The sequence below is a fragment of the Massilia sp. IC2-278 genome (assembly GCF_020708045.1).
In the GTDB taxonomy this organism is placed as follows: domain Bacteria; phylum Pseudomonadota; class Gammaproteobacteria; order Burkholderiales; family Burkholderiaceae_D; genus Telluria.
The window spans coordinates 908,703-930,279 of record NZ_JAJFES010000001.1 but is presented as its reverse complement, the minus strand read 5'-3'; the positions used below and the strand labels follow the sequence as shown (position 1 = coordinate 930,279).

Annotated in this window: 18 protein-coding genes and 1 pseudogene; 4 read left to right on the top strand and 15 right to left on the bottom strand. The window is 68.2% G+C overall.

The features are described 5' to 3' along the window. Positions 1–89: 89 nt before the first annotated feature. From LK540_RS04040 to LK540_RS03980, 14 genes and pseudogenes are all read right to left on the bottom strand, one after another. The gene (locus LK540_RS04040) at positions 90–1,769 is read right to left on the bottom strand and encodes an MFS transporter (protein ID WP_229435741.1); all 1,680 of its coding nucleotides are present in this window, start codon (positions 1,767–1,769) and stop codon (positions 90–92) included. A gap of 1 nt (position 1,770) precedes the next feature. Then, entirely contained in the window at positions 1,771–2,322 is a 552-nt protein-coding gene (locus LK540_RS04035) for a TetR/AcrR family transcriptional regulator (RefSeq protein ID WP_229435740.1), read from the bottom strand. 165 nt (positions 2,323–2,487) lie between these two features. Next, complete coding sequence (locus tag LK540_RS04030) at positions 2,488–6,252, bottom strand: CheR family methyltransferase (RefSeq protein WP_229435739.1); 3,765 nt, start codon at positions 6,250–6,252, stop codon at positions 2,488–2,490. Between the two features lie 128 nt (positions 6,253–6,380). Continuing rightward, positions 6,381–8,522 carry a bifunctional diguanylate cyclase/phosphodiesterase gene (locus tag LK540_RS04025; RefSeq protein ID WP_229435738.1) on the bottom strand — a complete coding sequence of 714 codons (2,142 nt, stop codon included), beginning with the start codon at positions 8,520–8,522 and terminating at the stop codon, positions 6,381–6,383. A 60-nt stretch (positions 8,523–8,582) separates the two neighbouring features. Further along, positions 8,583–10,709, bottom strand: coding sequence for a bifunctional diguanylate cyclase/phosphodiesterase (locus tag LK540_RS04020; protein ID WP_229435737.1), 2,127 nt, complete (start codon positions 10,707–10,709; stop codon positions 8,583–8,585). A gap of 130 nt (positions 10,710–10,839) precedes the next feature. Beyond that, positions 10,840–12,192, bottom strand: a complete 1,353-nt coding sequence (locus LK540_RS04015) for an amino acid permease (protein WP_229435736.1) — start codon at positions 12,190–12,192, stop codon at positions 10,840–10,842. A 105-nt stretch (positions 12,193–12,297) separates the two neighbouring features. Further along, entirely contained in the window at positions 12,298–12,999 is a 702-nt protein-coding gene (locus LK540_RS04010) for an MBL fold metallo-hydrolase (RefSeq protein WP_229435735.1), read from the bottom strand. Between the two features lie 46 nt (positions 13,000–13,045). Next, positions 13,046–13,363 (bottom strand): DUF6691 family protein, encoded by a 318-nt coding sequence (locus LK540_RS25315; RefSeq protein WP_374041325.1) that lies wholly within the window; start codon positions 13,361–13,363, stop codon positions 13,046–13,048. Positions 13,364–13,380: 17 nt separating this feature from the next. After that, a pseudogene (locus LK540_RS25310) lies at positions 13,381–13,491 on the bottom strand (DUF6691 family protein); the annotation flags it as partial. A 10-nt stretch (positions 13,492–13,501) separates the two neighbouring features. Beyond that, positions 13,502–13,933 (bottom strand): YeeE/YedE family protein, encoded by a 432-nt coding sequence (locus tag LK540_RS04000; protein WP_229435734.1) that lies wholly within the window; start codon positions 13,931–13,933, stop codon positions 13,502–13,504. Positions 13,934–14,031: 98 nt separating this feature from the next. Further along, positions 14,032–14,835 carry a TlpA disulfide reductase family protein gene (locus LK540_RS03995; RefSeq protein WP_229435733.1) on the bottom strand — a complete coding sequence of 268 codons (804 nt, stop codon included), beginning with the start codon at positions 14,833–14,835 and terminating at the stop codon, positions 14,032–14,034. Between the two features lie 67 nt (positions 14,836–14,902). Then, positions 14,903–15,334 (bottom strand): hypothetical protein, encoded by a 432-nt coding sequence (locus tag LK540_RS03990; protein WP_229435732.1) that lies wholly within the window; start codon positions 15,332–15,334, stop codon positions 14,903–14,905. Between the two features lie 72 nt (positions 15,335–15,406). After that, complete coding sequence (locus LK540_RS03985; protein WP_229435731.1) at positions 15,407–16,354, bottom strand: alpha/beta hydrolase; 948 nt, start codon at positions 16,352–16,354, stop codon at positions 15,407–15,409. A 55-nt stretch (positions 16,355–16,409) separates the two neighbouring features. Continuing rightward, positions 16,410–17,303 carry a LysR family transcriptional regulator ArgP gene (locus LK540_RS03980; RefSeq protein WP_229435730.1) on the bottom strand — a complete coding sequence of 298 codons (894 nt, stop codon included), beginning with the start codon at positions 17,301–17,303 and terminating at the stop codon, positions 16,410–16,412. A 96-nt stretch (positions 17,304–17,399) separates the two neighbouring features. On the opposite strand from LK540_RS03980, the gene LK540_RS03975 reads away from it, so the two are divergent. From LK540_RS03975 to LK540_RS03960, 4 genes are all read left to right on the top strand, one after another. Beyond that, positions 17,400–18,026, top strand: coding sequence for a LysE/ArgO family amino acid transporter (locus tag LK540_RS03975; protein WP_229435729.1), 627 nt, complete (start codon positions 17,400–17,402; stop codon positions 18,024–18,026). A gap of 48 nt (positions 18,027–18,074) precedes the next feature. Next, positions 18,075–20,024 (top strand): hybrid sensor histidine kinase/response regulator, encoded by a 1,950-nt coding sequence (locus LK540_RS03970; protein ID WP_229435728.1) that lies wholly within the window; start codon positions 18,075–18,077, stop codon positions 20,022–20,024. Positions 20,025–20,098: 74 nt separating this feature from the next. Continuing rightward, entirely contained in the window at positions 20,099–20,449 is a 351-nt protein-coding gene (locus tag LK540_RS03965; RefSeq protein ID WP_229435727.1) for a hypothetical protein, read from the top strand. 161 nt (positions 20,450–20,610) lie between these two features. Beyond that, a complete protein-coding gene (locus LK540_RS03960; protein ID WP_229435726.1) occupies positions 20,611–21,006 on the top strand; it encodes a response regulator in 396 nt (131 codons plus the stop codon). Positions 21,007–21,046: 40 nt separating this feature from the next. Here LK540_RS03960 and LK540_RS03955 read toward each other — a convergent pair whose 3' ends face one another. Continuing rightward, a complete protein-coding gene (locus LK540_RS03955) occupies positions 21,047–21,535 on the bottom strand; it encodes a hypothetical protein (RefSeq protein WP_229435725.1) in 489 nt (162 codons plus the stop codon). Positions 21,536–21,577 lie beyond the last annotated feature (42 nt).

Here is a 21,577-nt window from a genome sequence, read left to right as displayed (position 1 = left end):
GCCTGGCGGTGGCGGGTTGGCTTCGGCTTCTTCGGTTTCTTCGCGGGTCGGATGGATCGGTGTGTTCATGCGCAAGACTCATGCCTGACTCAGGCCTTGGTGGCGCCTGGCGGCGCCGGATTGGGGGAAGCGGTAAGGGCTGCAGCGGCCTCGCGGCGGTTGCGGATCGATGCACGGATCGCCACGAACAGCGACCAGGACAGGAAGGCCATGGCCAGGATGCCCGACAGCGCGAACACGTCGTTAAAGGCGCGCACGTTCGCTTCGCGCCGCGCGATCTGCGACAGCAGGGCCGTGCCCTGCGCCGCGCGCTGCACCGGGTCGGTGATCAGGGCCCGGTATACGCCCTGTTGCTGTTGCAGGCGCGTGGCCACCTGCGGGTCGGCCGGGTTGATGTCGGCCGTCAGTTCGCTCGAATACACCTGCTCGCGGTGCAGCTGGTAGGTGCTCAGCAGGGCCGAGCCGGTCATCGCGCCCAGCGACTGGGTCAGCGACAGCACCACGGTGAACGTCACCACGTAGTTCGGGCCGAACTTCAGCGCCTGGGTGATGCCGAGCAAAACCAGCGGCCCCATGAACATGCCGCTGCCCAGGGCCACCAGGAACTGGCTGAGGAAGAAGTCCTGCGGCCGGTCGAGACTCGTGCGGCCGTAGTCGATCAGCGCGGCTACCCCGAACAGCACGATGGCCGCGATCAGCTGGGCGATCAGGGTCTTGGGGCTGAAGGTCAGGGCGCTGGCAACCATGCCGACGATCGTCCCGAACAGGATCACCACGAACAGCGGCTGCATCTGGTCCGGCCCCATGCCCAGGGTGCGCAGCAGGCCCACCGCGCCGAAGGTCTGCTCGGAAGTGAGAAAGCGGATCAAAAAGGCGCCGACGATGAAGCGCAGGATGTTGGGCGTGACCAGCCAGCGCGTCTGCAGCAGCGGGTTCTCGCGGTGGTGCTCGACGAACAGGGCGGCCAGGATGAAGACCACGGCGCCCATCAGGAGCCAGGCCAGCCAGGCTTCGTCAAACCACCAGTGCGAATAGCCCTGGGCCAGCACCGCCACCAGCATCGCCGCGCCCGGCGCCATCAGGGCGAAGCTGATGAAGTCCTTCTTCTCGAAGACCTTCACGTGCATGCCCGGCGGGAGTTTCAGCACCACCACCGCCGCCAGCGAGCACAGGGCCAGGCCGGCCTCGAACAGGTACAGGTTGTGCCACTGGCCGAACACCAGCAGCGTCGGCGACAGCAGCCAGGCCAGCGGCGTGGCCAGCTGCGGGATGCCGACGCCGAGCACTACCATCTTGCCGGTGTAGGCGCGCGGCGCCGCCTGCAGCATGTACAGCATCGACAGCGTGGTGGCGGTGGCGGCGGCAAAGCCGCTGGCGGCGCGCACCACCACCGCCATCGCAAAGCCGCCGACCAGCAGGTGCAGCAGGGTGACGGCGGCGTACAGGCCGAGGCCGATCTCGGCGAACAGGCGCAGCCCGTACTGCTGGCGGAATTTGAAGACCAGCATGTTCACGGTGATGTTGACCATCACGTAGGCGGCCGGCAGCCAGGCGCCTTCCGACGGCGTCAGCCCGAGCTGGCCCTGGATGGTGGCCAGGTTGGCCGTGACCAGCGCATTCCCCAGGCCGCCCGTGATCCCGACCAGTAGGGCGACGCAAGCATAGGCCACGCGCACCGCGGGCGTATGGTAGGGCATCGAGGCGGAGCCGGGCAGGGTCGGCTTTTCGTGCTCTTCCCAGTTCGGCGTCGGTTTGAGCAGCACCGCCATGCTAACGCCTCCGGACAGGCGTGGCGATGCCGGAGCAGAGAAGGTCGAGCGCGCGCCGCGCCAGGCTGCGCTGCTGGGCCGGCGTCGCACCGCGCAGGGCGGCGCCGAGCATGCCGCAGACGAGCACGATGTCGGCCGGCTTCAAGTCGGGGCGGCAGGCGCCGCTCTTCACGGCGGCGGCGAGCGGCGCGCGGAACAGCTTGGCCAGGCGTTCGCGCCCGGCCCTGGCGACCGGATGGTCGGCGTCGACCGCGCGCCAGTAATCGGTCACGGCGGGCGAAGCGACGATGCATTGCGCCACCTGTTCCAGCAGGGCGAACAGATCGGCGCCGTCGGCCTGGCGTTCGAGGCCGGCCAGCGAACGCTCCAGCAGGGCGTCCATCAGGGCCGCGCGGTCGGGGAAGTTGCGGTACAGGGTAGCCCGGCCGACGCCGGCCTGCGCCACCACCAGTTCGAGCGGCGCGGTCACGCCATGGCGCGAAAAGACGGCATCGGCTGCGTCGAGGATCTGGTCGCGCCGCAGGGCGGCGTCGGATCGTAGCGTGGTCGTCAAGTGGGACACCTTTGTCCGGTTAATCGGGGCAGGCAAGGAGGGCGGTACGGCATCGTTTGCGCACGGCGTTGCTCATTGTCTATTTGCTACTAGAATACTGCGATTCGCGCGGTATCCAGCGCACGCCACGGCCCCCACGCCGGAAGGCCGTGCCGGGCGCGCCCGCTATTGCTCGTTGCCGTACCCGGCGCGGCAAGCGGCGGTCACATCGTGGGCATGGTGGATGATGGCCTCGACCATGCCGTCCTGGTCGAGGACCGGCGCATTGACCGGGCGCCACCAGCGTTCCTCGACGCTGCCGTCGGGCCGCGCGATGTCGTATCGCAGGTCGGGCAAGCAGTCGGGCCGGACCGAGGCCAGCACGCGTTCGAAGGAGGCGCGCAGCAGCGCCGCACCGTCGGCGCCAGCGCCTTCCGGATTGCCGGGACAGGCGTCGAACATGCCGCGCCCGACCACCTCTTCGCGCGTGCGCAGCGTCGCCGCCAGCCAGGCGCCGTTGACCGCGCGGATGGTGAAGCGCGGCGCGTCGGTCCCGACCACCAGCAGCGGCGCCGGCGCAGCCTCGAACAGGCGAGCGAAAGCCTGGTCGGCCTTGACGCGCGCCGTGATATCGGTCTGGGCGCCGAACCATTCGAGAATTTCGCCGTCGTCGCCCAGCAGCGGGACGGCGCGCGACGAGACCCAGGCCACCGCCCCATCCGGGCGCAGCACGCGGTGGTCGAGCTCGAATTCGCCGCGGCTGGCGATGGCGCGTGCGATGGCGGCGCGCAGCCGTGGGCGCTCGTCCGCGGGAATATGGTCTTCCATCCAGCCCGCTTCGTCTTCGCCGGCCAGCATGCCCGAGCCGTCGTACCGGCGGATGGTATTCCAGCCGGCGCCGATGCGGTAGAGCGTCGACGCCCCGACTGCGGCGAGCGCCCGGAAGCGCGATTCGCTCGCGCGGAGCAGGTCCTCGGCACGCTTTTCGGTATCGATGTCGATGTTCATGCCCACCCACTTGCGTACCGATCCATCGCCGTTGCGCACGGGCGCGGCCAGCACGCTGGTCCAGCGCCAGCCGCCCTGCGCTGTCCGCAGCCGGAAGCGGTTGCGGATGACGTGGCCGGCAGCGGTGCCGGCGCGCCAGACCCGCAGCGCCATCGCGCGGTCGTCCGGATGCAGTGCGTTGGCCCAGCCCTCGTCCGACCACTCCGCCCCGGTCTGGCCTGTGTAGGCGCGCCAGGACGCGGAATCGGCCACCACGTGGCCCTGGGCATCGGTCTGCCAGATGGCCTGGGCATGGCTTTCCAGCAGCGTACGCAGCAGGACTTCGCTTTCGCGCAGCCTGTCTTCGGCCTGCTTGCGGCCCGTGATGTCGAAGAAGGTCATGACCGCGCCCGCGATGCGGTGCGAGCCGGTCCGGTAAGGGTAGACCCGCACGATGTAGACCCGGCCGTCGCGGCTGCTGATTTCCTGCTCCAGCGGCTGCAGCGTCTCGAACACGCGGGCGGCGTCGTCGGCCAGGTTCGGGTTGTCGAGCCGGCTGGTAATGTGCTGCAGCGGGCGGCCGACGTCGGCGGGAATCATGTTGAACAGGCCGGCGATGCGCGGCGTGTAGCGCTCGATGCGCATCTGGCGGTCGAGGAACAGGGTTGCCACGTCGGACGAGGCGATCAGGTTGTTCAGGTCGTCATGGGACCTGCCCAGGTCTTCCAGGCGCTGCGCGAGCTCGCTGTTGGCGGTACACAGCTCCTCGTTGGCGGCGCTCGACATGTCCAGTGTGGTGTCGAGTTGCCGGTTCGCCGCGCGCAGCTCCTCGACGGTCGTCTTCAGCTCTTCCACGGTGGAGCGCAGTGCGGCATTCGACTGTTCCGCCTGGTCCATGGTTTCCTGCAGCTTCTTGCGGGTATGGCGCAGCTCCTCGTCGAGCTGCTCGAGCAGCGACTGGTCGCGCGGCGCGGCGGGCGCGGCGGTGGCAGGCACGCCGGTAACGTCCCTGAAACCGACCAGCATCAGCAAACCTTCGGCATGCTCGTCGTGGAAAGGCAGCACCGTCATGTCGACGCTGCGCTGTTCGCCGTCCTGCTCGTAGCGCACCGCGCCGGTGCCGACCTGGCTACCGCTTTTTTGCGCCTGGAACAGCGCGGTACGCAAGGCCAGCCGGCATGGCGCGGGCACCAGCGATACCAGGTCGCGCGTCGGCTCGCCGCCGGGATGGCGCAGCAGGTGGCTGGCCTCTGCCGCGATATGCACGACTTCCCCGTTGCCATTGACCAGGATGCTGGGCGGCGCCTGCTGCGCCGCCTTGTGCAGGTGGATCTCGGCGAAGGAAAACAGGCGCCCGCGGGGGCGACCGTGGCGCTCGACCGGCGCCGCTTCATCGCGCGCGGCCGTTGCGGCGGCAGGGCGCAGTACCTTGTCGACAGGTAGCGCGGCGGGCGCGGCAAGCCGGCGCGGCCCTGGTTCCGCTTTCATCCGATAAATCCTGTTGCCGGCATCGACCGCGGCGAACCGGCCCGATCCATCGTCCACGCTTTCGGCGCTGCCGAGCATGAGGTAGCCGCCGGGGCGCAGCGCGAAACGGAAAGTACCCAGCAGGTGCCAGTGCATCTCCGGTTTCAGGTAGATCAGGAAGTTGCGGCAGCTGACCAGGTCCAGCGACGAAAACGGCGGGTCGCGCAGCAGGTTGTGTTCCGCGAACAGTATTTGCCGGTGCAGCGACCTGCGTACCTTGTAGACGCCGTTCTCCATGGTGAAGTAGCGCTGCAGCCGCTCGGGCGGCACCTCCTCGGCAATCGAAGCCGGATAGCGTCCGGCACGCGCCGTGCGGATTGCCTGGGCGTCGATGTCGGAGGCAAATACCTGGATCGCGGGTGGCGCTGCCATCGAAGCGGCATGGTCCGCCAGCAGCATGGCCAGCGAATACGCTTCCTCGCCGGTCGAGCAGGCCGCCGCCCATACCCGCACGGTGTCGCCCGGCCCCTTGTCCCGGAAAAGCTGGGGCACGACCTTGTGTTCGAGGGCGGCGAACGCTTCGCGGTCGCGGAAGAACCGGGTCACGCCGATCAGCAGGTCCCTGAACAGCGCAGGGGATTCGCCGGCGTCGCGCCGTTGCAGGTCGAGATAGCTGGGCAAATCCGGCAGGCCGCGCACCTGCAGGCGGCGCTCCAGCCGGCGCAGCATGGTCGCGCGCCTGTATTCGCCGAAGTCGTGGCCGGTATGTTGCCGCAGCAGCGACAGCACCTCGCGCAGCGCCCCTTCCGGGTCCGGGCCCATGTCGAACGCGACCTCGGCAGGACGATGCCCCTGCCGGGCGTGCTCGCGGATCGTCCGGGTGATGCCGCCCAGTTCCGCCATCTTGGCCGGGATGTCGGCGGCGGCAAGGACGAAGTCCGCCATGCCGGAATCGATGGCCGATTGCGGCATGCCGGCTTGCGCGGCATCGGCGGGCGACTGGACGACGGTGACGCCGCCTTGTTCCTTGATGCACGCCAGGCCAACTGTCCCATCCGAGCCCATGCCGGACAGGACCACGCCCATGGCTTTTTCGCGGTGCGCCATGGCCAGCGAGCGGAAGAAGGCATCGACGGCCGCCGGGGCGCCCGGTGCGTGATCCAGATCGTGCAGCACCAGGCGCCTGCCCTCCATTTTCAGGCTGCGCGCAGGAGGGATGACATAGACCTGGTCGGGCAGGATCGGCATCGCATGGTTCACCCTGACCACCGGCAGGCCGGTGGAGCGCTGCAGGACGCGCTCCGCGCTGCTTTGCTGGTCGGACGGGAGGTGCAGCACGACCACCAGCGCGATGCCCGGCGCCGGCGGCAGGTTCTGGAGCAGGGCGGCGAGTGCCGCGAAGCCGCCGGCCGAGGCGCCGATCCCGACGATCGGGAAGGGAAGCCGGGCATCCGCGTGCGTGTCCGGGCTTGGATGGTCAGGTTTTTGCGTGTCCATGGTCAAGAAGAGCTAAGCGGTTGGCGACAGGATCGCATAAGGTGCCTGTGCCGGCATGCACGGCTGAATACATTGACAGAGAAAGGAAAAGGAGCCTGAAAGCCGGCGGCCTGCCGGCCACGCGCGGCTCAGGCGCCGGCAAGACCGAAACCGGCTTCGAATTCGGCCATGGGACGCGGCTTGCCCAGCAGGTAGCCTTGCAACAGGCGGCAGCCGCGCGCAACGAGAAAATCGCGCTGCTCGCCGGTCTCGATGCCTTCGGCCACCACGTCCAGGTCGAGCGTGCGGGCCAGGGCCAGGATGGCGTCGACGATGGCGCCGGCATGGGCTTCGCCCGGCAAGTCCTTGACGAAGCTGCGGTCGATCTTCAGTTCGGTGAGCGGAAAACGCTTCAGGTAGGCGAGCGAGGAATAGCCGGTGCCGAAGTCGTCGAGCGAGAAGCACACGCCGTGCAGGCGCAGCGCATGCATCTTGGCGCAGGCGGCGTCCAGGTCTTCGGCGAACACGCTCTCGGTCAGTTCCAGGAACAGTTGCTGGGGCGGCGCGCCGGTGGCGGCCAGGATGGCGAGCACGGCGTCGACGAAGCCGGGGTCGCGCAGCTGCTGGGCGCTGACGTTCACGGCCAGGGTCAGTTCGCGCAGCAGCGGCGTGCCGGCCCAGCGCGCCAGGGCGCGGCAGCTTTCGGCGAGCACCATCGCGCCCAGCGGCACGATCAGGCCGCTCGTTTCGGCCAGGCCGATGAATTCGTCGGGCGGCACCAGGCCGCGCGTGGCGTGGCGCCAGCGCAGCAGCACCTCGGCGCCGGCCAGCCTGCCGTCGACGCCGACCTGCGGCTGGCAATACAGCTCGAAGCGGTGCTGGCCGATGGCGTCGTGCAGGTCGCCCTCGAGCTCGGCCTGGCGCTCGGCCGCCGCCTGCATGTCGGGGTCGAAGAAGCGCAGGGTATTGCGGCCCTCGGCCTTGGCGCGGTACATGGCCAGGTCGGCCTGGCGCAGCAATTGGTCGACGCTGTCGGCGCCGGCGCCGGCGCCGAACATGGCCACGCCGATGCTGGGGGTGCTGATGCTGGGCCGGGCGCCCAGCGCGTGCGGCTGGGCCAGGGCGTCGAGCAGCTTGGCGCCGACCAGCCGCGCCTCGTGGACCGCGTCGCGCTCGCAGGTGCCGAGGTCGTCGAGCACGACCACGAATTCGTCGCCGCCGAGGCGGGCCAGGTGGTCGCTGGCGCGCACGGTGCCGCGCAGGCGCGTTGCCACCTCGCGCAGCAGGGCGTCGCCGGCGTCGTGGCCGAGGGTATCGTTGAGCAGCTTGAAGTTGTCGAGGTCGATGAACATCAGGGCGCCGAACTGGCCGTTGCGGTCGCTGCGCGACAGGATGCGCGACAGTTCGTCGATCAGCAGGCGCCGGTTCGGCAGGCCGGTGAGATAGTCGTAATAGGCCAGCTCGTGGATGCGCCGTTCGGCTTCCTTGGCGGCGGTCAGGTCGGTGTTGGTACCGGCGATGCGCACGCCCTTGCCGTTGCGGTCGCGCTGCACGAAGCCGCGCGACAGCACCGGCACGTAGTGGCCGTCGCGGTGGCGCAGGCGAAATTCCAGGCTGTAGGTCGTCTCGTTCGATGCCAGCAGGGCCTCGACAAAGGCGTCCACGCGCGGCATGTCCTCGGGATGCATCTGGGTGCGCCAGGCAACCGGGTCGCGCTCGCCGTGCGAATGCGGAAAGCCGAGCATGTCCCACCAGCGCTCGGAATAGTGCACCAGGCCGCTGTTGACATCCCAGTCCCAAGGCGCGTCGGTGCTGCCCTGCATGGCCAGGCGCAGGCGCTCTTCCGAGCGCAGCAGGGTTTCCTCGGTGCGCTTCAGGTCGGTGCATTCGGTAAAGCAGACCGCCACTTCGTGGACCCGCCCTTCGGCGTCGTGCAGCGGATAGGCATTGCAGATCAGCCAGCGCAGGCTGTCGCCGGGCAGGCCGACGACGGCGTCGTGCACCGTCCTGCCGGTACGCAGGACGCAGGACACGGGATTGGCGTCGGCCGGCAGCGGGCTGCCGTCGGCACGCAGCAAGGGCACCGCATTCGAGTCGGCCGGGTAGATGCGCATCAGCTCGAGGGCGGGGCCGAGCAGGCGGTGCGCGCAGCGGTTGGCGTAGACGGCGCGCGAATCGGCGCCGTGGATCACCACGCCCGCCGGAATATGGTCGAGCAGGACCTTGAAATCGCGCGAGGACCAGCCGGGCGGCGCGGGGGACTCTCCATCGGATCGATCAGAACTCATCATGCCTGCCTGCAGCGCTGTCAATACACGATTGTAATCCTTTTCCGACAGCCTGCGGAATCGTCAGGGAGCGCCGAACCCGGCCTCGAAACCGGCGATCGGCAGCGGCTCGCCCAGCAGGAAGCCCTGGAACACGCGGCAGCCGTGGGCCTCGAGGAAGTCGCGCTGGGCGCGCGTTTCGACGCCCTCGGCCACCACCTGCAAATCGAGCGTATGGGCCAGGGCCAGCACCGCGTCGACGATGGCGCCGGCGTGGGCGTCGCCGGGCAGGTCCGCAACAAAGCTGCGGTCGATCTTCAGTTCGTTCAGCGGAAAGCGCTTCAGGTAGCTCAGCGACGAGTAGCCGGTGCCGAAGTCGTCCAGCGAAAAGCGCACGCCGTGGGCGCGCAGGGCGTTCATCCTGGCGCTGACGGCGTCGACGTTTTCGGCGAACACGCTTTCGGTCAGCTCCAGGCACAGGCGGCGCGGGTTGGCGCCGCTGCGCATCAGGGTATCGAGCACGCGCTCGACGAAGTCGGGTTCGCGCAACTGGTAGGCGCTGACGTTCACCGCCAGCGTCAAGCCCTGCAGGCGCGGGTGCAGGGCCCAGCGCGCCAGCACGCGGCAGGCCTCGGCCAGCACCAACGCGCCGAGCGGCACGATCAGGCCGGACGACTCGGCCAGCGAAATGAACTCGCCCGGCGCGACCAGGCCGCGCGCGTCGTGGCGCCAGCGCACCAGCACCTCGCCGCCGAGCAGGCGGCCGTCGGCGCCGAACTGGGGCTGGCAATGCAGCTCGAAGTGCTCGTGGTGGATGCTGTCGCGCAGGTCGTTCTGCAGGTCGATCTGGCGGTCGGCCGCGGCCTGCATGCCGGCCGCGAAGAAGCGCACCGTGTTGCGGCCGTCGCCCTTGGCGCGGTACATCGCCAGGTCGGCCTGGCGCAGCAGCAGGTCGGCGCTGGTGGCCTGCGCGCCGAACAGGGCCACCCCGATGCTCGGCGTGCTGCGGTGCACGCGCGCCGCCAGCTGATACGGCTGGCCCAATGCCGCCAGCAGCTTGGCGCCGATGGCCTGGGTTTCGTGCACGGCCACGTCTTCGCTCTCGCCCAGGTTCTCGAGCACCACCACGAATTCGTCGCCGCCCAGGCGCGCCAGGTGGTCGCTTTCGCGCACCGTGTCGCGCAATCTTCCGGCCACCAGGCGCAGCAGCTGGTCGCCGACGTCGTGGCCGAGGGTGTCGTTGAGCAGCTTGAAGTTGTCGAGGTCGATGAACATCAGCGCGCCGTACTGGCGCGAGCGCGCGCTGCGGGTCAGGATCTTCGCCATCTGCTCGTGCAGCAGGCGCCGGTTCGGCAGGCCGGTCAGGACATCGAAGTAGGCCAGCTCGTAGATGCGCCGCTCGGCGTGCTTGGCTTCGGTGAGGTCGGTATTCGTGCCCGAGATGCGCTGGGGCCGGCCGGCGGCGTCGCGCTGCACCAGGCCGCGCGAGAGCACCGGCACGTCGTGGCCGGCGCGGTGGCGCAGGCGGAATTCGATGCGGTAGGCCGACTCGTTCGAGGCCAGCAGGCCCGCCACGTAGTCGTTCAGGCGCGCCAGGTCGTCGGGATGCACGCGCGCGGGCCAGGCCGCGTCGTCGGCATCCGGCTCGCCCTTGGCGTAGCCGAGCATGTCCCACCAGCGCGGCGACAGATAGGGCTGCGGCTCGGCCAGGTTCCAGTCCCAGGGCGCGTCGGTCGACCCCTGCAGCATCAGGCGCAGGCGCTCCTTCGAGTCGCGCAGGGTCTGCTCCATGCGTTTCAGTTCGGTGCAGTCGGTGAAGCAGACCACGACTTCGTCGATTTGCCCGCCGGGGCCGAAGGCCGGGTGCGCGCTGCACAGCAGCCAGCGTGGAGCGGGGCCGCGCAGGCCGATCACGGCGTCGACCACCGCGCTGCGGCTTGCCAGCACGCGCTGCACAGGGTTGTCATCGATCGGCAGCGGGCTGCCGTCGGCGCGCAGCAGCGGCCAGGCGCCCGAGGCCGCCGGCTGGGCGCGCATCAGGTCGAGGGCGGGGCCGAGCAGGGCGAGCGCGTAGCGGTTGGCGTAGAAGGCGCGCGAATCGGCGCCGTGCACCACCACGCCGGCCGGCACGATGTCGAGCAGGGCGTCGACGCCCGGCGGCGCGGCGGCGTCAAGCGGCATGGCCCGCAGGCCCTGCTGCGGCAGGGACATTCCCCCTGGCCCTGTTGGTTCGTGATGTGTTCTCATGCTCGGCTGCGCTGTAGTCAGCCGGGAATAGTAACCTTAAAGCAAAACCGGTGGCGCAGCCGAGGCGCGGGCGAACCGCGCCTTGGCTGCGTTATCAGGCCATCCTGCGGCGGCGCACGGCATAGCCGGCGCACAGCAGCAGCAGCCAGGCCGGGATCATGTAGACCGAGGTGCGCAGGCCGGGCGTCATGTACATCACCGCCAGCACGCCGGCCAGGAAGACCAGGCACAGCCAGTTCGAGAGCGGATGCACCGGGCTCGGGAACACGGTGGCGCCCTGGCCGCTTTCGGCGCGGCGGCGGCGGAAGCGCAGGTGCACCAGCGAGATCGTGGCCCAGTTGATGATCAGCGCCGACACGGACAGGCCCATCATCAGCCCGAAAGCTTCGCCCGGCAGCAGGTAGTTCACCACCACGCAGACCAGGGTGGCCGCGGCCGACACGCCCAGCGCCGCCAGCGGCACGCCGCTAGTCGTCAGCTTTTTCAGCACGCCGGGCGCATTGCCCTGCACCGCCAGGCCGTACAGCATGCGGGTATTCGCGTAGACACCGCTGTTGTACACCGACAGCGCGGCGGTGAGCACGACCACGTTCAGGATGGTGGCCACCGCATTGCTCTCCAGGGCCGCGAAGATCAGCACGAAGGGGCTGCCGCCGCTGACCACTTTCTGCCACGGGAACAGCGACAGCAGGATGAAAAGGGCGCCGACGTAGAAGATGAGCACCCGGTACAGGGCCTGGTTGGTGGCGCGCGGGATGGTCTTTTCCGGGTTGGCCGCTTCGGCGGCGGTGATGCCGATCAGTTCCAGGCCGCCGAAGGAGAACATGATGACGGCCATCGCCATCACCAGGCCCGAAACGCCGTTCGGGAAGAAGCCGCCATGGCGCCAGAGGTTGGCCACGCCCGCCTCGGGGCCGGCCGTGCCGCTGATGAGGAGATAGCCGCCGAACAGGATCATGCCGATCACGGCCACGACCTTGATGACGGCGAACCAGAATTCGAGCTCGCCAAAGGCGCGCACGTTCAGCAGGCTGAAGGAGTTGATGACGGCGAAGCAGGCCAGCGCCGAGACCCAGGTCGGGATCTCGGGCCACCAGTACTGGACGTAGACGCCGACCGCCGACAGCTCGGCCATGCTGACCAGGATGTACATCATCCAGTAATTCCAGCCGGTGACGAAGCCTGCCATGTGGCCGCCGTACTTGTCGGCGAAGTAGCTGACCGAGCCGGCCACCGGTTCGGCCACCACCATCTCGCCCAGCTGGCGCATGATCAAAAAGGCGAACAGGCCGGCCACCGCGTAGCCGAGCAGCACCGAAGGGCCGGCCATCTGGATGGTCTGGGCGATGCCGAGGAAGAGGCCGGTGCCGATGGCGCCGCCGAGGGCGATGAGCTGGATGTGGCGGCCCTTGAGGCCGCGTTTGAGTTGTTGCGTCGGTTCTGACATTGCCGCCTGCGCCAGTATGCAAAAGTCGATGATTCTAATGCATGTTGGCGATGCCGGCGTGCAATCTTGTCACGGTCGGCGGGCGATGCCGTTCAGGCGGTGAGTCTAGGCGGCATGCGCCAGGCCGAGCTGGCGGTTGGCGGGAACGGCGATGTCGATCAGTTTCGGGCGCGGCAGGTCGAGCTTGTCCATGAGAAGGATGAAGTCCTCGCGCGAACGTCCGGCCAGGCGCGCGTTGTGCCTGCGCTCCCAGCCGATCGTCGAGACGCTCTGGCCCTTGTAGTCGTGCGCGGGCCAGACCCGGGTGGCGTCCGGCAGCGCGAACAGCTTCAGCATGATGCTGTCGTAGAGGGCGGCGGCGCTGCCGCCCTGGAAGTCGGTGCGGCCGCAGCCGTCGATCAGCAGGGTGTCGCCGCTGAACACATTGCCGCGCCAGAGGAAGCTGACGCTGCCGGACGTGTGGCCCGGGGTGTGCAGCACGCGGATTTCTTCGCCGGCGCCGAAGCGCACGGTGTCGCCGTCGTCGAGCTGCACTTCGGCCGGCGCGATGCCGCAGCCGCTGGGCACGGCGGCGCGCGCGCCGGTCAGTTCGCGCAGGCGGCCGGCCGAGGTGACGTGGTCGGCGTGGGCATGGGTTTCCAGCACGTAGGTGAGCTTCAAACCGAGGCGCGCCAGGTGCGCCAGGTCGCGCTCGCAGTGGCGGTCGACCGGGTCGATGATGACGGCTTCCTTGCCGTCCTGGGCGGCGAGGATGTAGGTGAAGGTCGACGACTCGGCGTCGAACAGCTGGATCGGGTTGACGTGCATGGCGGTCTCCTGGCGAAGCCGGCATTGTACGGCAGCGCGGGCAGGCTCAGGCCGATTCCGGCCGGTGCTGCCGGCGGCGCAGCCATTCGGCCAGCTCGAACAGGCCCATGCCGGCCAGCATCGCCAGCGTGAAGAGGAGTGCCTTTGGCGAACCGGCGCCGAGCGAGGCGATGGCCGGGCCGGGGCAGAAGCCGGCCAGGCCCCAGCCAACGCCGAACGCGGCGCTGCCCAGCACCAGGCTGCGGTCGATCGCGGTGGCCGATGGCAGGCGCAGCGCCGCGCCGCGCCGAACAGGGTGCGCCCGCGCCGCTTGGCGATGCGGAAGGCGAGTGTCGCGACCAGCGTGGCCCCGCCCATCGTGCACAGCAGCGAGGGGTCCCAGGCGCCGGCCAGGTCGAGGAAGGCCAGCACCTTGGCCGGGTTCATCAGGCCGGAGAGCAGCAGGCCCAGGCCGAACACCAGGCCGCTGACGAAGACGATGAGCAGTTGCATGCGGTGCTCCTCAGCTGAAAACGTGACGCAGCAGCCGGACCGTGAGGAAGCCGGCCGCGACGAACGTGGCGGTGGCCGCCAGCGAACGCGGCGACAGGCGCGCCACGCCGCATACGCCATGGCCGCTGGTGCAGCCGGCGCCGTAGCGGGTGCCGATGCCGACCAGCAGGCCGGCCACGAGCAGGGTGGCGCCGTCGGCGTCGATGCTGGCCTCGGGCAGGGCCGCGGCCAGGGACCAGGCCCAGGGGACGAGGACGATCCCGGCCAGGAACAGCAGGCGCCAGGCAACGTCGCCGCGCGCGGGGCGCAGCAGGCCGCCGAGGATGCCGCTGATGCCGGCAATGCGCCCGCCCAGCAGGATGAAGAGGGAGGCGGCCAGGCCGATCAGCATGCCGCCGGCCAGCGCGGTCCATGGCGTGAAGTGCGCCCAGGCGATCGTCATCGCGGTTCTCCTGCATGGTTCGGGGACACGCAGCGAGCATACGCCGCTTTCGTCGATCGCGCCTGCGGGCTTCCGGTTTGCGCCGCGCTGTGCGGAGGCTAGCGCAGCGCTTCCATCCGCTCGCGCAGCTGGGCCGGCGACAGTTCGCCCATGTGGCGCGCCACCAGCTTGCCGTGCCTGTCGTAGAACAGCGTGGTCGGGTAGCCCTTGACCTCGGTGGCGCGGGCCAGGGCGAGGGCGGGATCGATCAGCAGGTTATCCAGCCGCAGGCCTTCGCCCTCGAGGTAGCGTTCGATGACCGCGGCATCCTCGGCCTGGTTCACGAACACGAAGGCAACGTCGGGATGGGCCGCCTGCGCCGCGCCCAGGGCCGGCATCTCGCGGCGGCAGGGCGGGCACCATGTCGCCCACAGGTTCACCACCATCGGTTTGCCGGCGAATGCATGCAGGGCGGCGGCGCTGCCGTCCATGCGCTCCAGCCTCACCTGCGGCAGGGGCGCCGCAGCCGGGCCGGTGGCAAAGGCGGCAAACGATGCGCCGCCCCAGACCAGCACACCCAGCAGCGAAGCGCCCAGCAGGGGCCGGCGCAGCGCGGGCTGGCGGCGCACCTGCTCGAAGCCGATGGCAAAGGCCACCAGCAGGCCGGCAAAGGCGACGAAGCCGCCGTCGCGGATGTCGAGCATGCTTAGGGGATCGGTGCGGTAGCTGTCGAAGTGCTTCAGCACGAAGGCGGCGCGCGCCGCCAGCAGGCCCCAGACGATCATGCGCCACAGGGCCGGGTCGGCATCGACGCCGCGCCGGCGCCGCCACCACAGCACGGCCAGGTTGGCGGCGACGATGGCGGCCAGCGCCGCCACCACCCGCACCGGCATGGCCAGGGGGCCGATGGTCACGGCATCCATGCGATTCCTTGCTGCCGGTTCCCGGGACGTCGCGCGGCTGACTCCGTCGGGCGGCGGAACATCGAGCTCAGTGCGCCTCGGCCGTCGGCGAACCGAGTTTGCCGTCCGCCGCCGCCTTGGCTGCCTTTTGATAGAACCTGATCGTCTCGGGCGACATGTTGCCGCCCATCGCGCCCATGAAGCGGAGCCGCTCGGTGCGCACCCAGCCGCTGTAATCGTCGCCGTTCTTCGCCATGTACATCACGCTGGTCCATTCTCCGTTGTCGCCGGCCTCGGTGAACGCGACCAGGTCGTCGCCGGGAATCACGAACACCTTCTTGTTGATGCATTTTTCGCTGGGCCCGGTATGCAGGTGCAGGCGGCCGGTGCCGGCCACCTTGTACTGGTAGCGCTCGGCCAGCACGACTTCTTCCGGGACGTCGCCCTTGCAGATGTCGGCTGCCAGGACCGGGCTGGCGGCCAGCAGGGCGAGGGTGAACAGCGAGGCGGCTTTGTACATGGGGTCCTGGGAGTGTAGGGAGGCTTGCTGCTTATTATCCTATACCATTAGCAATAAACAAATCCCTGGGCCTTAGCCGAGGAAGAACTCCATGCCGCGCGCCATGGCCGGGAACATCGCGCTGCCGTGGTTTTCCCTGGCCAGCAAGTGAAACTGGACGCGCGACAGGCTGTCCGAGCGGACCAGCTGGTCTGCCAGGTCCTGCGCTTCGCCGACCATGCGCCGTTCGGCGGCGACCGCCTCGTGCCCCTGGGGCGCCGGTCCGCACGTCTTGAACTGTTCCAGTTCGCCCGCGGACAGCATCAGCGCCGGCTTGCGTGGCAATGCTGCGGTCCGTTTTGCCAGGCCCGACATTTCCGACAGCACGACGCGCTCGCCGTACCAGATCGACGGACTCGCCGCCAGGTAGGTCTGGAACATGCCCGGCCGCGTGAACAGCGCGTGCAGCGTGCACAAACCGCCGTAGGAGTGGCCGAACAGGGCCTGGCGCGCCGGGTCGAGCGGGGCCAGGCTGGCGATCAATGGCTTGAGCTCGCGTTCGATGAAATCGAGGAAGCGGTCGGCGCCGCCTTCGCCAGCCGGCTGCTCGTTGCCGGCGGCCGTGATGCGGGGCGCGATGTGGGGTGTATAGTCGCGCGCACGGCCGCCGCCGAAGTCCTGGCCGCTCGGGTAGCCGATGCCGACGATCACCGGCGCCACTTGCCCGGTCCTGGCGCTGCGGCTGGCTGTGCTGCGCGCCATGAGCGCCAGGGCCGGGAAGGTGGCGTTGCCGTCGAGGGCGTACAGCACCGGGTGGCCGCCGGGCGGCGCCGGCGTGGTCGGTACGCTCAGGTAGATGCGGTAGCGCTGGCCGGTGATGCTGGAATCGATGTCGCGCTGCAGGCCCTGGGGCAGGGTGGCCGGCTGCCAGCCGTCGGCGGCGCGAACGGCCGGAATCAAGGGGACGCCGATGGTGGCGAGGGCGGCGCCGCCGAGCAGGCGGCGGCGCAGAAGCTGGTGGCAAGGATCGGATGCGGTCATTGATGGGCTTTTAGATGAGAATGATTCTCATTCTATACCGATGAGACCTCCCGGTTCAAGCCAGCGGCAGCAGCACCGCCCGGGCAGCCTTCACCAGCGCCGCGCCCATGCGCTCGATGCGCGGCGGCTGGATGCGCCAGGCGTGCCAGTACAAGGGCACGTCGACGTGCAGCTGCGGGGTCAGGTCGACCAGTTCTCCGCCCTCCAGCAGGGCCGCGCACTGTTCCTGCGGCAGCATGCCGTAGCCGAGACCGAGCCGGATGGCCTGCACGTACGGGTCGCTGGCTGGCACGTAATGGAAGGGATAGGCGCCTTCCGGCAAGCCGAAGTGCTGCAGCAGGAAAGCGGTTTGCAGGGTGTCCTTGCGGTCGAACACCATCACCGGCGCGCGCCGGGCCGCGTCGCGGTCGATGCCGTTCGGGAACCAGCGCCGGGCGAACGCGGGCGAGGCCACCATGCGGTAGCGCATGTGCCCGAGCGGGGTGACGCTGCAGCCGCGCATCGGTTCGGATTCGCCGGACACGCAGGCCAGCGCCTGGCCCTGTTCCAGCAGGGCGAAAGTATGGCCCTGGTTGTCGAGCACGAATTCGACCAGCAATTGTTCGGCGATCAGGACCGGCGCCAGCACCGGCAGCAGCCAGGTGGCCAGGGTGTCGTTGTTAACGGCAAGCGCCACGCGCACCGGGCCGGCATCGTTGTCCAGATCCGCCAGGAATTCCGCTTCCATCAGGGCCTGGCGCCGCAGGTACTGCAGCAGGCGGGCGCCGGGCGCGGTCGGGCGGCAGGGACGGGTGCGCACCAGCAGGGGTGTGCCCATGTCCTGCTCGAGGGCGGTGATGCGCTGCGACACCGCCGAGGGCGTGATGCGCAGCAGGGCGGCGGCCGCGTCCAGGCTGCCGGTATCGACGGCGGCGACAAAGGCTGCGCTGCGGCGGGCATCGATGGTCATCACATTAGCCCCGCTAATCCAGGATTAAAAAGCATTAATATAATTGATGAGACAGGGCGGCGCCTCCATGCTGTCGACTTTCAGGAGGAGCAACAGATGTTTTCGCAACAGGTATTCATGCAGGGGCTGGGCCTGGGCGCCAGCCTGATCATGCCGATCGGCGCCCAGAACGCGCACGTGATCCGCACCGGCATTCTTGGGCGGCACGTGGCGTTGACGGTGGCGGCCTGCGTGCTGGTCGACGTCAGCCTGATCGCGCTCGGCATGTCGGGCTTCGGCGCGCTGGTCGAGTCCTCGCCCGGCCTGCTGGCTGCCTGCCGCTACGGCGGGGCCGCTTTCCTGCTGTGGTACGGGTTGCGCTGCCTGCGCAGCAGCTGGCGCGGCGCCGAGGCGCCGGGGCTGTCCACAGGAGGAGCAGGCAAGGCGGGCAGGGGCGGCGCGCGCAAGGCGCTGGCCGCCGTACTGGCGATGTCGCTCCTGAATCCCCACGTCTACCTGGACACCGTCGTGCTGCTGGGCGCGGTGGGCAGCAGCCTGGCGCTGGAACACCGCCATTCGTTCACGGCCGGCGCGATGGCGGCCTCGCTGCTGTGGTTTACCGGACTTGGCTTACTGGCGCGCCGCTGTGCCGGCGTGTTGGGGCGGCCCGCCGTGTGGCGCGGGGTCGAGGCATTTACCGGCCTGACGATGCTGGTGCTGGCAGGATTACTGTTGCGCGCCTGAGCGCGGCTTGCCAGGCTCGGCGCCCCGCAAGCCATGGTAGGATTCGCCATGCCTACCAGTACTTTCTCCTCTCACGTTGCGCGCACCAACGAAACGACTTTCCGTGCGATGTTCGAGCAGTCCGCCCTCGGTATCGCCACCGTGCGGTTTGCCGACGCCCGCTGGATCGACGTCAACGATGCCTTGTGCCGGATGCTCGGACGCTCGCGCGAGGAACTGCTGTCCTCGTCGTGGCCCGTCATCCCCCACCCCGACGATGTTGCGCCGGCACGCGTCCTGTTTGCACGCATGGCGGCCGGCGAGCTCGATTCCTATGCGGTCGAAAAGCGTTTCCTGCATGCGGATGGCAGCCATGTATGGGCCAGGCTGACACTATCGCTGGTGCGCGATACGGACGGCAATCCGGATTACCAGCTGGCGATCGTCGACGACATCCGCGAGCGCAAGGCGGCCGAGCAGGCGCTGGTGGCCAGCAGGACGGAGCTGGAGGCCGAACGTGCTCGCCTGCAAACGATTGTCGATACCATTCCGACCGGCCTCATCATGCTCGACGAGGTCGGCGCGATGGTTCTGGAAAACGCGGAATGGAAGCGTACCTGGGCCGGCAACGCGCTCCTCAATTCCGTCGTGGACTACGATAGCTACAAGGGTTTCCGGCCAGATACCGGCGAGCGTATCGCTGCCGAGGAATGGCCGTGCGCCATATCGCTGAAACAGGGTCTGAAGACACGCGACGTTATCCTCGACATCGAACGCTTCAATGGAACGCGCGGCACCATCGTTGTGTCGAGCGCGCCGATCCGCGACGAAACGGGCCGCGTTATCGCCGCCGTCGCCGCGAACATGGACATCTCCGAATTGCGGGCCGCGCAGGCGCAACTGCAGGAGTCGGACCGGCGCAAGGATGAATTCCTGGCCATGCTGTCGCACGAGTTGCGCAACCCGCTGGCGCCGATCCGCAATGCTTTGTTCCTTCTCGATCAGCCCGGCGCAAGTCATGACCAGATGCGTTTTGCCAGGGAGGTGATCGGCAGGCAAGTCGGGCAACTGACGCGTCTGGTCGACGATCTATTGGACGTGAACCGTATCGCGAAGGGAAAAATAGCCCTCCAGCGGGCCACGCTGGACCTGGGTCAGTTGCTGCAAAAGACAGCCGACGATTACCGTAACGTCATCGGTGGGCAGGATCGTGATTTCACGGTGTCCGTATGCGACGAGCCGCTCCGCGTGGACGGCGACGAAACACGCTTGGTGCAGGTACTGGGCAACTTGCTCGGGAACGCGGCAAAATTCACGCCGCCTGGCGGACACATTGCCCTGGCGGCAGTCCGCGCGGGCGCGCACGTCAACATCCATGTGCGCGACAATGGCGCCGGTATCGCTCCCGTCCTGTTGCCCCATGTCTTCGAACCGTTCACGCAGGCTGACCAGTCGTTGGCACGCACCGAGGGGGGCCTGGGTCTCGGGCTTGCCTTGGTCAAGAGCATTATTGAACTTCATGGCGGCAGCGTGGCGATCGAAAGCACTCCGGGCGAGGGCACCTGTGTCACTGTCGTGCTGCCGCTCGCCGACGGCACCGCAGTCGGGGAGACGGCGACTGGAGCCGCCACTTGTGGAGCCGGCGTCGCTTCAAGGCGGATACTCGTCGTCGACGACAACCCCGACGCCGCCGACTCGCTCGCCATGCTGGCGCGGATGTTCGATCACGAAGCGGACGTGGTCTATGATGGCGCCGCGGCGGTCGCCCGGGCCCGCCAGATTCGATACGACCTGATTCTCTGCGACCTGGGACTGCCGGGAATGAGTGGCTACCAGGTCGCGCGGTGCCTGAAGGAGACCATGTCTGCGCCGCCCAGGATGGTTGCCATCAGCGGCTATGCGCAGGGCGAAGATGTGCAGCGTTCGCTCGCGGCCGGCTTCGACGCCCATTTAGCCAAACCGCTCGACATACAGACTGTCCAGGCGCTGTTCGACCCCGGCCAGAGCAGGCAGGCGTAGTTCGCCAGGCAGGCGTACAGACGCGCCTGCCGGCTGCCGGTATAATGCCGCCTCCCACATCACCTACGTCTTGCATGTCGATCTCCGTCCTGATCATCGAAGAAGATCCCCTCGTACGCGAAAGCCTGGTCTACATGCTTGACTGCAGAAAGTACATTGTGGTCGGGGTAGCCGATGCCGCCCGGGCGTTCGAAGTGATGGAAGGCGTGTGTATCGATGTGCTGGTTGTGGGCGACGAGCGCGACGACGTTGCGGCAAGCCGGATCGCTGTCCGAGCCAAACAAGCTCAGCGGCAGATAAAGGTGGCGCGTGCGACTAAAGCACAACAGCCGGTCCACGCCTCCGAAGGAATCGACGTGGTACTGCAAAAACCAGTCTCGTCCGAACAAATGCATGCCGCCATAACCCGCCTTATCTCGGCATGATCCAGGCAGCCGGGACGGTGCCGCAAACCGTCTTGTTGTTGTTCTTGCGGTACAGGTTACAAAATCGGCACCGTTTGGGTAGATGAGCGGTATCATGTGGACCGGATGACGCATTGTGTCATGCAAGTTTATTCTGGTTCACAGTATCAGCAGGAAGCTGGATGTTTTCACCACCCACAACCATAGCGCGGCGCGTGCTCATCATCGACGACAACGCCGACGCGGCACAATTGCTGGCCATGTTCGTCGCTGCCTACGGGCATGAGGCGCAAGTTGCCAACGACGGTCCTACGGGCCTAAGGCTGGCCGAAGCATTTTGTCCCGAGATCGTCTTTCTCGACCTGGGCATGCCTGGAATGAGCGGCTACGAGGTCGCCGCGGCAATGCGCTCCCTGCCCGAAGTACGCGGCGCCTACATCACCGCCCTGACAGGCTGGAACGATCTGAAGACGCGCCTGCGTGTCGTCGAGACGGGGTTCGATCACCACCTGACCAAGCCGGCAGACCTCCAGGCTGTGCTGTCCCTGATCGCAGGCCGGGACCTGACAGCGGCATGATGCCGGCGGTGGGCGGCTGCGTGGCCGGGCCGCCCGGCTTTCAGGCGCTGCTGCCCGATGTGCGGGCGAGCGGCGCGATTACCTGCAGCAACTGGCTCACATTGAAAGGCTTGTACAGCGTGGCATCGAACGCATTGCTCAGCAGGCCAGCCGTATAACCCGCGCCGGTGATCAGCAGTACCTTCAAATCCGGCAAGAGCAACCTTGCTTCCCGCGCGAACTGGGCGGCCGCACTTGTCCCGTCGCGCGCCGTGGTCACCAGCAGGCTGAAACGGATACCGTGCATGATCCCGAGCGCACGTGCCTGATCCCCCAGCACGACGACCGAATACCCAAGCGCGCCCAGCATGCCCGAGATTGTTTCAGCGAGATCCTGGTCACTTTCGACAAGCAATACACTGCGAGGCATAAAACGGTGAATCGATAAAGATGGGATGGGAAGACCGGGGCGGAAGCGACTGGCGCGGCCACCCGGCGGCAGGCGCATATTGTCGCTTGCGCGATGCAGCTTGGCAATGAATGCCGGCATTGACTGTCGTATCGTGCGCACAGTTGCAAGCTTTATAATGAC

What these genes read in the sequence shown, in the direction of transcription:
- LK540_RS03955 (WP_229435725.1), bottom strand. Translation starts at nt 21,535, where the DNA reads ATGCCGGCATTCATTGCCAAGCTGCATCGCGCAAGCGACAATATGCGC.
- LK540_RS03985 (WP_229435731.1), bottom strand. Translation starts at nt 16,354, where the DNA reads ATGACCGCATCCGATCCTTGCCACCAGCTTCTGCGCCGCCGCCTGCTC.
- LK540_RS04030 (WP_229435739.1), bottom strand. Translation starts at nt 6,252, where the DNA reads ATGGACACGCAAAAACCTGACCATCCAAGCCCGGACACGCACGCGGAT.
- LK540_RS04000 (WP_229435734.1), bottom strand. Translation starts at nt 13,933, where the DNA reads ATGACGATCGCCTGGGCGCACTTCACGCCATGGACCGCGCTGGCCGGC.
- LK540_RS04010 (WP_229435735.1), bottom strand. Translation starts at nt 12,999, where the DNA reads ATGCACGTCAACCCGATCCAGCTGTTCGACGCCGAGTCGTCGACCTTC.
- LK540_RS04020 (WP_229435737.1), bottom strand. Translation starts at nt 10,709, where the DNA reads ATGTCCCTGCCGCAGCAGGGCCTGCGGGCCATGCCGCTTGACGCCGCC.
- LK540_RS04025 (WP_229435738.1), bottom strand. Translation starts at nt 8,522, where the DNA reads ATGATGAGTTCTGATCGATCCGATGGAGAGTCCCCCGCGCCGCCCGGC.
- LK540_RS03965 (WP_229435727.1), top strand. Translation starts at nt 20,099, where the DNA reads ATGTCGATCTCCGTCCTGATCATCGAAGAAGATCCCCTCGTACGCGAA.
- LK540_RS04040 (WP_229435741.1), bottom strand. Translation starts at nt 1,769, where the DNA reads ATGGCGGTGCTGCTCAAACCGACGCCGAACTGGGAAGAGCACGAAAAG.
- LK540_RS03975 (WP_229435729.1), top strand. Translation starts at nt 17,400, where the DNA reads ATGTTTTCGCAACAGGTATTCATGCAGGGGCTGGGCCTGGGCGCCAGC.
- LK540_RS03960 (WP_229435726.1), top strand. Translation starts at nt 20,611, where the DNA reads ATGTTTTCACCACCCACAACCATAGCGCGGCGCGTGCTCATCATCGAC.
- LK540_RS03995 (WP_229435733.1), bottom strand. Translation starts at nt 14,835, where the DNA reads ATGGATGCCGTGACCATCGGCCCCCTGGCCATGCCGGTGCGGGTGGTG.
- LK540_RS03970 (WP_229435728.1), top strand. Translation starts at nt 18,075, where the DNA reads ATGCCTACCAGTACTTTCTCCTCTCACGTTGCGCGCACCAACGAAACG.
- LK540_RS04015 (WP_229435736.1), bottom strand. Translation starts at nt 12,192, where the DNA reads ATGTCAGAACCGACGCAACAACTCAAACGCGGCCTCAAGGGCCGCCAC.
- LK540_RS03980 (WP_229435730.1), bottom strand. Translation starts at nt 17,303, where the DNA reads ATGACCATCGATGCCCGCCGCAGCGCAGCCTTTGTCGCCGCCGTCGAT.
- LK540_RS03990 (WP_229435732.1), bottom strand. Translation starts at nt 15,334, where the DNA reads ATGTACAAAGCCGCCTCGCTGTTCACCCTCGCCCTGCTGGCCGCCAGC.